This window comes from Dactylosporangium sp. NPDC050588, from assembly GCF_040654975.1.
Lineage (GTDB): Bacteria > Actinomycetota > Actinomycetes > Mycobacteriales > Micromonosporaceae > Dactylosporangium > Dactylosporangium maewongense.
In genome coordinates this window covers 71,365-81,628 of record NZ_JBFAJA010000067.1, presented here as the reverse complement: position 1 = coordinate 81,628, position 10,264 = coordinate 71,365, and the positions used below count along the sequence as shown (strand labels likewise).

Here is a 10,264-nt window from a genome sequence, read left to right as displayed (position 1 = left end):
CCAAGAGCACAACCGAGTTTCAGTGGTTTGTGAGTGTTGTTATGAGGTGTGATGTTCCGATACGTAGCCGGTGGCGCGGATCGCGTCGAGCACCCGTTGCCGGGTCTCCGGCGCGATCCGCACGTCGTCACCGGTGCGGTTGTTGAGCACCAGCGACACCGTCGCCTGGCTCACCCCCGTCATCCGCGCGATGTCCCGCTGCGTGACGCGTCTGCTCATGCCGCCGCCTCCGCTGCGCTCCGGCGTCGGCCTGAGCCAAGCGCTGTGCCTCTGGTTCGCAGCCATCCGCTGCGCTCCTGCCCGCTCACAGGCGAAGGTGTATCACCCTTTGAGCCCCGTGTGGGCCAGCCCCTCGACGAACTGGCGCTGGGCGAGGACGAACACGACCAGGACGGGCAGCGCGGTCAGCGACGCGGCGGCCAGCTGGACGTCCCACATCGGCCCGCCGTACGCGTCGACGTACTGCGTCAACGCCTGCGGCAGCGTGAACTTGTCCTTGCTCGACAGGTACACCACCGGCTCCAGGAACAGGTTCCAGCTGTTGAGGAACGTGAAGATGCCGACCGCCCCCAGCGCCGGCCGGGCGAGCGGCAGGGCGATCAGCCGGAACGTGTTGAACCGGCCGAGCCCGTCGACGCGCGCCGCCTCCTCCAGCTCCTTCGGCAGCGTCACGAAGAACTGCCGCATGATGAACGTCGCCAGGACGCTCGGCGCGCCGAAGATCGGCACCAGGATCAGCGGCCAGTGCGTGTCGATCAGCCCGAACCGGTTGAACAGCTGGAACAGCGGCACGATCGTCACCTCGCTCGGGATGAGCAGGCCGGTGAGCACGACCACGAACATCGCGTTCTGCCCGGGGAACTGGATCCGGGCGAAGGCGTAGCCGGCCAGGGACGCGACCGCCATGGTGCCCACGGTGACGATCGCCGCGATGTACAGGCTGTTCCAGTACTGCTCCGCGAACGGCTGCAGCCGGAACACCTCCCGGTACGCGCCGAAGTGCCACTCGGAGGGCAGCAGCTTCGGCGGGTACGCGAAGATCTCGCTCGTCGGCTTGAACGACGACGTCACCATCCACCAGGTCGGGAACACGAACGGCACGCAGAGCACCGACAGCAGCCCGTATACCAGCACCTTGGCCTTATTGCTCATGGACGACCCACTTCCGGCGCAGCTGCCACTGCACGAGCGTCAGGGCGAGCACGATGACGAACAGCAGGATGGCCAGGGTGGAGCCGTAGCCGAAGTGATGGAACTGGAACGCCTGCTGGTAGAGGTAGTAGACGAGCACCGTCGTCGACGTGCCCGGCCCGCCCTGGGTGAGGACGGCGATCTGGGCGAAGACCTGCAGCGACCCGACCACGGTGATGATGGACGTGAGCAGGATCGTTGGGCTGATCATCGGCACCGTGATGCGCCGGAACCGGGTCCACGCCGACGCGCCGTCCAGCTGGGCGGCCTCGTAGAGCTCGCCCGGCACGCCCTGCAGCGCCGCCAGGAAGAGCACCATGTTGAGCCCGACGTTCTTGAACACCTGCACCGCGATCACCGACACCATCGCGGTCGGCCCGGTCCGCAGCCAGTTGGGTCCCTCGACGCCGACCGCGTGGAGCAGGCCGTTGATGCCGCCGTTGGACTGCAGCAGGAAGCCCCACACGATCGTCCAGGCGACGAGCGACACGACCACGGGGGAGAAGAACAGCGTCCGGTACACCGTGAGCCCCCGCAGCCGCTGGTTGAGCAGCACGGCGAGCAGCAGCGCGAGGCTGAGGTTGAACACGACCAGCCCGACGGAGAAGATCCCGGTGGCCCGCAGCACCGACGGCAGGGTCGGGTCGTCGAGCAGGGCCTGGTAGTTGTCGCCGCCGACGAACTCGAAGCTGCCGGCGAGCACGTTCCACTCGTGCAGGCTGTACCAGAGGACGAGGCACAGCGGCGCGAAGACGAAGACGGCCGAGCCGGCCAGCTGGGGGGCGATGAACAGCCACCCAGCCAGCCGGTCCGCGGTCTTTGACCGAAGCCTCACTGCTTCGCCAGTTGCGGGGAGATCTTCGCGCACACGCCGGACAGCACCGCCTTGACGTCCGCCTGCGGCTGCCACAGCGGGTCGAGGCTCGCGCGGACGGTCTGCGACAGCTCGGCGAACCCGGCGTGGCTGGGGCCGACGGCGCCCTTGGCGATCCCGTCGACGACGACCTTCTGCAGCTGCTCGGGCTTGAGCAGCGGGTTGGTCTTGGCGAGCGTCTCGGCGGTCTGCTGCGACGTGCGCGGCGGCGGGAAGTACGCGGCGAGCTTCGCCGAGTTCGCCGGGCTGGTCATGAACGCGAGGAACTCCTGCGCCGCGTCGGCGTGCTTGCCCTTCTTGAACACCCCGATGCCGGCCTGGCCGAACACCGCGTAGTCGCCGACCTTGCCCTTCGGCAGCGGCACCAGGTCCCAGCCGAACTGGTTCTTCAGCAGCGACGCCCGGCTGATCTGGGTGATCGTCATGGCCGCGTCACCGGCGAAGAAGTCGGCGCTCACACCCGGGCCCGGCAGGGCCTTGTCGGTGAAGATCGCCTTGTGCAGCGTCGTCATCGCCTCGACCATCTCGGGTTTGTCGAAGCCGCAGGTCTTGCCGTCGGCGCTCCACGCCTGCGCGCCCCAGCCGCCCCAGAAGCTGGCCAGGTTCTGCCACGACTTGTAGTCGAAGTCCCGCACGACGAGCCCGGCCTTGCCGGTGGCGGCGTTGACGGCCGACGCGGTCTGCAGCGCGGTGTCCCAGTTCCAGTTCCCCGCCGCGATGAGCTCCGCGGGCGTGGGCTTGCCCGCCTTCTTCACCAGATCATTGTTGACGAACATGCCGAACGGCGAGGTCGAGAACGGGTACGCGTACAGCTTCCCCTGGCTCTGCCAGAGCTTCATCGGGCTGGCGCCGAGGTCCTCGAACTGATAGCCCGGCGTCTTCTTCAGCGTGTCGTCGAGCGGGACGAGCGCGCCAGAGGAGACGAAGTCGGGCGCGGAGTTCTCCAGGATCCAGGCGAGGTCGGGCTGGTTGCCGCCGGCGATCTGGGTGGTCAGCGCGGTGGTGTACGTGTCGAACGGCAGCGAGTCGAACTTGATCTCGGTGACGTTCGGGTGGGCGGACTTGTACTCGGTGGCGATCTCGTTGAACAGCTTCAGGTGCGCCTCGTTGGCGGTCCAGATCGTCATGCGCAACGAAACCGGTCCGGTGTCCTTCGGCGTTTCCTTGTCGCCCGAGCCGCACGCGGTGAGGCCGAGCAGGGCCGCGGTGGCGATTGCCAGCGATGCTTTCAGTCGCATGGGGGTCTCCAGAAGGTGGGGGTGTCTTCAGTACGCGGTGACGTCGGGCCAGGCGAGCTCGACGCCGTCGGCGGTGAGCCGGGACTGGAAGTCGGCGAGCCGGGACGGGTCCTCCCGGACGGCGCGGGGAGTGGTGCCCTCGTTCAGGCAGAACGCGGCCAGGGCGCCGGCGGCCTCGCCGATGTTCCACTCGACGGGGTGCAGGCGGTAGCAGCCGTTGGTGATGTGGGTCGTGCCGAGGTTCTTCGCCGCCGGCAGGAGGTTCTCCACCCGGCGGGGCAGCAGCGCGCCGAGCGGGATCTGGAACGGGCTGGACGGCACGTCGATGTACGTGTCGCCGCCCGTGGACGGGTGCAGGTCGATGCGGTACATGCCGACCCCGACCGAATCGGCGTAGGTGACGCTGCCCTTGTCGCCGCGGACCGCGTGGGACAGGTCCTGCTCCACGATGGTGTAGTCGGCGAGGATGCGCCGCGACTCGCGCACGTACGGCGCCTGGGCCAGGCCGTCGCCGCCGCCCGTCACGTCGCCGCGCAGCCGCAGGCCGGGGAAGCCGGTGCCGCCGTCGGGGCGCGGGGCCTCCGTCTGCAGCCAGTACAGCACCGACATCGACAGCTCCCGGGCGCGCGCCAGCTGCTCGTCCGCGTCCGGGACGTCGATGACCGGGGCCTCGAAGTAGTCGATCATCGGCCAGTTGACGAGCGAGATGTCGCTGGCGTACGCGCCCGGCGTGAACAGGTTGCGGGCCGCGATCCGCCGGAACGTCCACAGGTTCGCGTCGCCCGGGTTGAGCCGCTGGTCGGCCACGACGCCCAGGGGGTCGTCGTCGGGGTTGGGCGTGAAGCTGCGCTCGGAGATCTCCAGGGTCCGCGGGTGCGGTGAGCGCCATGACAGCAGCGGCCCGCCCCAGAACGGCGGCGTGTAGGCCCGCCAGAACCCGTAGGAGTTGGGCCGGTCGATGGTGTGGTCGCCGTCGACGTGGTCGATCGCGAAGCACACCGAGACCGCCTGCATGTTCGCCGGCTGCGCCGTCGCCGGTGCGCTCGGCTCGCCCGTGTCGTCCTGCGACTCGAAGCCCGTCACGTACTCGGTGCCGGTCAGCGGCAGCAGCTCGCCGGTCTCGGTCGCGTCCAGCACGTACCGCGCGGTGACGACCGTCTGCTCGCCGGTGTCGCGGTGCCTGCCGGTCACGGACGTGACCCGGTCGCCGTCGCTCTCGGCGGCCGTCGCCCTCCACGGCTGGAGCACGCGGAGCCTGCCGCCGCCACGGTACGGCTGAAGCATCGCCTCCAGCACCGCCTTCGCCACCGCGGGCTCGTGACACAGCCGGCTCACGCCGCCGGCGCCGGGGTTGAGGTGCACCCACCGCCGGGCCGCGTCGGTCAGCGGGTAGTACCGGCGGTAGTAGTCGCGGATCCCGTCCCTGAGCGCCCGGTAGCTGGCCGTCACGCCGAACTGCTCGACCCAGGAGTGCTCGTCCGGTGGCACGGCCTGGCTGGTGAGCTGGCCGCCGATCCAGTCGAACTCCTCGGTGAGCACGACCGTCCGCCCGGCCCGCAGCGCGGCGAGCGCCGCCGCCACCCCGCCGAGCCCGCCGCCCACGACGAGCACGTCCGCCGTGATCTCCTTCACGTGTCTCTCCTCGATCTTGCTGTTTTCAGGGTTTCACCCGCGACGAGCTCGCAGGCCAGCAACGTCTGCCGGCCCTGCGCCCCGTTGACCAGTTCGGTCAGGTGGTCCACGGCCTGCCGGCCCATCTCGCTGCGCGGTGTGCGGAACCTCGTCACGTCCAGCGGCGGGGGAGTGGCGCCGGCCCTGGTCGGCTCGCCGAGCACCACCACCGACACGTCGCCGGGCACGTCCCGCCCGTGGTCGCGGAGATTGGTGATGAGCTCGGCCGCGTCGGCGGGCTCCTCCAGGAAGATCGCGGTGACGTCGTCCTGGGGCGTCCACCGCAGCTGGTGGGTGGCGTGCACCCCGGCCGCCAGGCACGCGTCGGCGAACCCGCGCAGCCGGTCGAGGTGCGACTCGGCGGGCCCGCCGGTGCCGACGTAGGCGAACCTCCGGTGCCCCAGCGCGACGGCCCGCGCGACCAGCGCGGCGGTCGCGCCCCCGTAGTCGGCCCCCACGTACGGCACGTCCGGCGAGTCCCGCCGTCCGACGCTCACGAACGGGTGGTGCTCGCCGACCAGCCGCGCCAGCTCCTCTTTCCCGATGAACCGCCCGAGCACGATGCACCCGTCGGCGAGCCGCATCCGGTGCGGCCCCGACGTGAACAGCAGCAGGTCACACCCCACCTGCTCGGCCCGCTGCTCGATACCCACCAGGAACGGGTGGTAGAAGTCCGCGGTCGTGCTGGGGAACACCGGCTCGTAGGTGAACACCCCGAGGATCCGGTTGCTGCGGTCCGCCAGCCGGCGGCCGACGACGTCCGCCACGTAGCCGGTGGCGCGGATCGCGTCGAGCACCCGCTGCCGCGTCTCGGGCGCGATCCGGATCTCGCTGTCCGCCCGGTCGTTCAGCACCACCGAGACCGTCGCCTGGCTGACGCCCGTCATCCGCGCGATGTCCCGCTGCGTGACCCGACGCCCCACGACGATCCCCTTCGCTAATGCGTATCAGCACCTTCAGGGCTCGAATCCTGCGCTCGCCCGGGCGGCGCCGTCAAGCGCCGGGGGAGGTTTCGTTATCCGTTCGCGTCAGTGACTAATACGCATTATCAACGACTCACGCGGTGGCTCGGGTCTGACCGGCACGGGGAGCATGGCCCGCGATCTCGAAGACGCAGGGCCATCGGTGAACCGTCACGCCCGCGTCACATCGGTGGTGGTGGGACGCTCCGTGGCCAGGTGCTATGCGCGTTCGTGGAGGGGGCGGCCGTCCCAGCGCCACTCGGAGCGGGCCGGGTGGTCGGGCAGGGCGCGGCGGCCGGTGGCCCACAGGAGGAGCTCCCACGGGTCCGGGTGGTCGGGCAGGCCCGGGAAGAGGCGGTCGAGGGCGCGGGCGCACAGGTCGGCGGGCGGGGTCCAGGCGACGCCGGTGCCGGCGGCGGCGTCGAAGGTGTGGACGAGCACCTCGACGACGCCCATGGCGGCGAAGCCCGGGGCGTCGCTGACGCCGTACGGGTGGTACGCCCGGCGCGACGGCGGGGCGAGGGTCACGGCGCCGGCGAGCATCGCGGCGCAGGCGGACAGCGTGCGGAGCAGGCCGATGGTGCCGCCGGAGCGCTCGACGAAGACGGTGCTGACGGGGCCGCCGTCGTACTGGGAGCGGTAGGCGATCGGCAGGTAGGCGGTCACCGGCGGGTCGGGCACGCCGATCTGGGCCGCGTAGGCGAACAGGTCGTCGGCGGCGTGCTCGACGACCTCCCAGCAGGTCCAGGTGAGGGTGCCGGCGGGGCGGTCCCAGCCGTCGTCGGGGACGCCGGCGAGGGCCTCTCGGGCCAGCGCCACCGAGACCAGGACGTCGTCGGAAGGGGTGGTCACGACGCGTACAACCTCCGCACCACGGCTTCGATGTCAGGCTCCTCGATGGTCAGGTCGTGCACCTGGGCGCGCGACGCCACGACGGACAGGATAGCGGCGACCGTCGTCTCGCCGGGGGCGAACGACAGCCGCTGGCGCAGGCCGCCGGCCTCGACGCCGACCAGGCGGGTGCCGGGGACGCCGACGAGGTCGGGGGCGGGCTCGGTGAGGTCGAGCACGACGATGCGCTCGGCGCCGACCTGGCCGGCGAGCTCGGTGAGGGTGCCGTCGAAGGCGAGCCGGCCGTGGTCGACGACGAGGATGCGCTCGGTGAGGCGGCGCACGTCGCCCATGTCGTGGGTGGCCAGCAGCAGGCTGGTGCCGTGCTGGGCGCGCTGCTCGGTGAGGAACACCCGCAGGCGCTCCTTGCTGAGCACGTCGAGGCCGATCGTGGGCTCGTCGAGGATGAGCAGCTCCGGGCCGTGCAGCAGGGCCGCGGCGACCTCACCGCGGATGCGCTGGCCGAGCGACAGCTGCCGGACGGGGGTGTCGACGAAGTCGCCGAGGTCCAGGCGGTCGACGAGCTCACTGGTGCGGGCGCGCACCGCGTCGGGGCCGAGGCGGTGGATCGCGCCGAGGGCCCGGAACGAGTCGCGCAGCGGCAGGTCCCACCACAGCTGGCTGCGCTGCCCGAAGACGACGCCGATGCGGCGGGCCAGCTGCCGGCGCTGCCGCAGCGGCTCCAGGCCGCAGGTCAGTGCCGTGCCGGAGGTGGGTTTGAGGATGCCGGTGAGCATCTTGATGGTGGTCGACTTGCCGGCCCCGTTGGCGCCGATGTAGCCGACGGCGGCGCCGGGCGGGACGTCGAACGAGAGGTCGTCCACTGCCGTCTTCGCGCCGAACGCGCGGCGCAGGTTCGACACGGAGATGATGTTCACGATCCCGCTCCCGTGTAGTGCCGCAGGCCCGCCCGCCAGCCGAGCAGCGCCACGATCCAGACCGCCGCGGCGGCGACGGGCGAGCACCAGCCGAGGGCGCCCCCGCCCGGCAGGTCGAGCAGGGTCAGCACCGGCAGGTAGGCCACGAACGCCGCCGGCACGACGAACGTGAAGAGCACGCGGACGGGCGTGGCGAACACGCTCGCCGGGAACTGGGCGGCGTAGTTGCCGCCGTACACGAACGACGCCGTGAACTCGGTGCCCTCGACGAGCCAGAACTGCACGGCGGCGGCACCGACGAAGAACGCGGCGAACAGGGCCGCGCCGGAGCACACGGTCACCGCGAGCAGCGCACCCTTCGCCGGCGTCCAGTCCACATCGGACGAAGCCAGGGCGGTGACGGCGATGGCGGTGCCGGCGACGGTACGGCCGAAGCGCCGCAACGAGATGTCGGCGGTGATCAGCTGGGCGAGGACCGGCAGCGGCCGCAGCAGGAACGCGTCGAGCGTGCCGGCCCGCAGGTAGGTCGGCAGCGCGTCGAGGTGCCCGACGACCAGGTCGGCGAGGCTGAACGAGACGTGCCCGATCGCGAAGACGAGCACCGCGGCGGTGAAGTCGAGGCCGCCGAGCGCGGGCACGTTGGCGAAGATGACGTACAGCTCGCCGAAGCCGCTGACCGTCGCGCCGAGGCTGGCGAGGATCTCGACCGCGAACGAGCCCCGGTACACCGTCTGCGCCCGCATCCGCATCCGGACGAGCACCACGTACGGGTTAGCCACCCTGGATCACCAGCTTGCGCGTGCCGAAGCCGAAGACGACCCGGCCGGCGGCGAGCAGCGCGGCGGCCCAGGCGGCCTGCACGGCCAGCAGCCGCACCGCGTCCCAGCCGGCGGCGTGGCCCATGAGCACGTCGATCGGGGTCTGCAGCATCGACGGGAACGGGCTGGCGGCGGCGACGGCGGCGAGCCAGCCGGGGAACCAGTGCACCGGCACCGCGAGGCCGCACAGGATGTTGGTGACCAGCAGGTACAGCGTCATCGGGCCGCGCAGGTCCAGCAGCCAGAACGCGGTCAGGTTGACCAGCCAGCGGCACGCGAACGACACCACGACCGCGAGGGCGACGCTCAGCACCCCGAGGGCGTACCCGAGCGGGTCGCCGGGCAGGGCGAGCCCCGTCACCAGCGCGCCGACGGCGAGCGGCGGCAGGCCGCGGGGCAGGAACACGAACGCCGCCCGGCCCAGGTCGGCGGCGAGGTACGCGAGCATCGGGTCGACGGGGCGGGCCAGGTCGACGGCGACGTCGCCGGAGCGGATGCGCTGCGCCAGCTCGCTCCACGCGAAGAAGTAGACCGGGCCGATGAGGGCCTGCCCGAGCCACACGTAGGTGACGCCCGCCAGCGTGTCGTAGCCGCCGAGGGTGCCGCCGGCCACGGCGACGGTCGCGGTGACGACCCCGGCGCGGATCAGCCCGAAGACGCTGTTGGTGAACGCGCCCGCGAACGCCGCGAGCCGGTAGGTCGACCATCGCCGGAAGCCGATGCCGACGAGCGTCAACCAGAGGCGCACAGCGCGTCACCTTACCTGCCGGCGGCGCTCCTTTCTGTCCGGAACGCCTGCCGGTACGCCGACGGCGAGGTGCGCATGGTCGCGGCGAAGTGGTGCCGGAACGTGACCGGCGTGTCGAACCCGACCGCCGCCGCGATCTGCTCGATCGGCGTGTCCGTCGACTCGAGCAGCGCCAGGCTCGCCTGGACCCGCTGCCGGATCAGCCAGCGGATCGGGCTCGTGCCGGTGGTGCGGGTGAAGTGCCGCAGGTAGGTGCGCGGCGACATGTGCGCCTGCCGGGCCAGCACGTCGACGCTGAGCGGCTCCGCGAGGTGCGCGAGGGCCCAGTCGACGCTGCGGGCGATCCGGTCGTCGCCGACGTCGCCGGGCATCGGCGCCTCGATGTACTGCGCCTGGCCGCCGTCGCGGTGCGGCTGCACGACGAGCCGGCGGGCGACGGCGTTGGCGATCGCGGCGCCGTGGTCGGCGCGCACGACGTGCAGGCACAGGTCGAGGCCGGCGGCGCTGCCGGCACTCGTCCACACGTCGCCGTCGGCGAGATAGAGGACGCCGGGGTCCACGTGGACGGCGGGGAACCGGCGCCGCAGCAGGTCCGCGTAGCGCCAGTGGGTGGTGGCGCGCCGGCCGTCGAGCAGCCCGGCGGCGGCGAGCGCGAACGCGCCGGAGCAGATCGACAGGATGCGGGCGCCGCGGCCGTGCGCGGCGCGCAGCGCGTCGAGGACCGCGGCCGGCGGGTCCCGGTGCACGTCGGCGACGCCCGGCACGATGACGGTGTCGGCGGCGGCGAAGTCCGCCAGGCCGAACGGGGTGGTGAGCGTCGCCCCGCCGATCATCGGCACCGGCGCGTCGCTCGGCGCGCACACGACCAGGCGATACCAGGGCCGGTCGAACTCCGGGCGGGGCAGCCCGAACACCTCCGTGACGATCCCGGTCTCGAAGGCCGACATGCCCGGATACACCAGAACGGAGACGTCGAGCATGGCGGTATCTTAG

General features: G+C 71.6%; 11 protein-coding genes. All 11 read right to left on the bottom strand.

Annotation, left to right across the window (positions count from 1 at the left end):
• Positions 1-39: 39 nt before the first annotated feature.
• The 11 genes from AB0I21_RS38560 to AB0I21_RS38510 all read right to left on the bottom strand — a co-directional run bounded on the left by AB0I21_RS38560 (position 40) and on the right by AB0I21_RS38510 (position 10,251).
• Positions 40-219: a LacI family DNA-binding transcriptional regulator gene (locus tag AB0I21_RS38560; protein ID WP_360568639.1), complete on the bottom strand. Its 180-nt coding sequence runs from the start codon at positions 217-219 to the stop codon at positions 40-42.
• A 102-nt stretch (positions 220-321) separates the two neighbouring features.
• Positions 322-1,152, bottom strand: coding sequence for a carbohydrate ABC transporter permease (locus tag AB0I21_RS38555; protein WP_360568638.1), 831 nt, complete (start codon positions 1,150-1,152; stop codon positions 322-324).
• Entirely contained in the window at positions 1,142-2,026 is an 885-nt protein-coding gene (locus AB0I21_RS38550) for a sugar ABC transporter permease (RefSeq protein WP_360568637.1), read from the bottom strand. The genes AB0I21_RS38555 and AB0I21_RS38550 overlap by 11 nt, the downstream gene beginning before the upstream one ends.
• Positions 2,023-3,303: a sugar ABC transporter substrate-binding protein gene (locus AB0I21_RS38545; RefSeq protein ID WP_360568636.1), complete on the bottom strand. Its 1,281-nt coding sequence runs from the start codon at positions 3,301-3,303 to the stop codon at positions 2,023-2,025. Before AB0I21_RS38545 ends, AB0I21_RS38550 begins: the two co-directional genes overlap by 4 nt.
• Before the next feature lie 27 nt (positions 3,304-3,330).
• Positions 3,331-4,935, bottom strand: coding sequence for an FAD-dependent oxidoreductase (locus AB0I21_RS38540; RefSeq protein WP_360568635.1), 1,605 nt, complete (start codon positions 4,933-4,935; stop codon positions 3,331-3,333).
• Positions 4,932-5,897, bottom strand: a complete 966-nt coding sequence (locus AB0I21_RS38535) for a LacI family DNA-binding transcriptional regulator (RefSeq protein WP_360568634.1) — start codon at positions 5,895-5,897, stop codon at positions 4,932-4,934. Before AB0I21_RS38535 ends, AB0I21_RS38540 begins: the two co-directional genes overlap by 4 nt.
• A 258-nt stretch (positions 5,898-6,155) precedes the next feature.
• Positions 6,156-6,788, bottom strand: a complete 633-nt coding sequence (locus AB0I21_RS38530) for a maleylpyruvate isomerase N-terminal domain-containing protein (RefSeq protein WP_360568633.1) — start codon at positions 6,786-6,788, stop codon at positions 6,156-6,158.
• Positions 6,785-7,705: an ATP-binding cassette domain-containing protein gene (locus AB0I21_RS38525; RefSeq protein WP_360568632.1), complete on the bottom strand. Its 921-nt coding sequence runs from the start codon at positions 7,703-7,705 to the stop codon at positions 6,785-6,787. The genes AB0I21_RS38530 and AB0I21_RS38525 overlap by 4 nt, the downstream gene beginning before the upstream one ends.
• Positions 7,702-8,484, bottom strand: a complete 783-nt coding sequence (locus tag AB0I21_RS38520) for an ABC-2 family transporter protein (RefSeq protein ID WP_360568631.1) — start codon at positions 8,482-8,484, stop codon at positions 7,702-7,704. Before AB0I21_RS38520 ends, AB0I21_RS38525 begins: the two co-directional genes overlap by 4 nt.
• A complete protein-coding gene (locus AB0I21_RS38515) occupies positions 8,477-9,271 on the bottom strand; it encodes an ABC-2 family transporter protein (protein ID WP_344503378.1) in 795 nt (264 codons plus the stop codon). The genes AB0I21_RS38520 and AB0I21_RS38515 overlap by 8 nt, the downstream gene beginning before the upstream one ends.
• Before the next feature lie 11 nt (positions 9,272-9,282).
• Complete coding sequence (locus AB0I21_RS38510) at positions 9,283-10,251, bottom strand: helix-turn-helix domain-containing protein (RefSeq protein ID WP_360568630.1); 969 nt, start codon at positions 10,249-10,251, stop codon at positions 9,283-9,285.
• Positions 10,252-10,264 lie beyond the last annotated feature (13 nt).

Coding starts and splice junctions, on each gene's coding strand:
- AB0I21_RS38510 (WP_360568630.1), bottom strand. CDS start 10,251: ATGCTCGACGTCTCCGTTCTGGTGTATCCGGGCATGTCGGCCTTCGAG.
- AB0I21_RS38555 (WP_360568638.1), bottom strand. CDS start 1,152: ATGAGCAATAAGGCCAAGGTGCTGGTATACGGGCTGCTGTCGGTGCTC.
- AB0I21_RS38545 (WP_360568636.1), bottom strand. CDS start 3,303: ATGCGACTGAAAGCATCGCTGGCAATCGCCACCGCGGCCCTGCTCGGC.
- AB0I21_RS38560 (WP_360568639.1), bottom strand. CDS start 219: ATGAGCAGACGCGTCACGCAGCGGGACATCGCGCGGATGACGGGGGTG.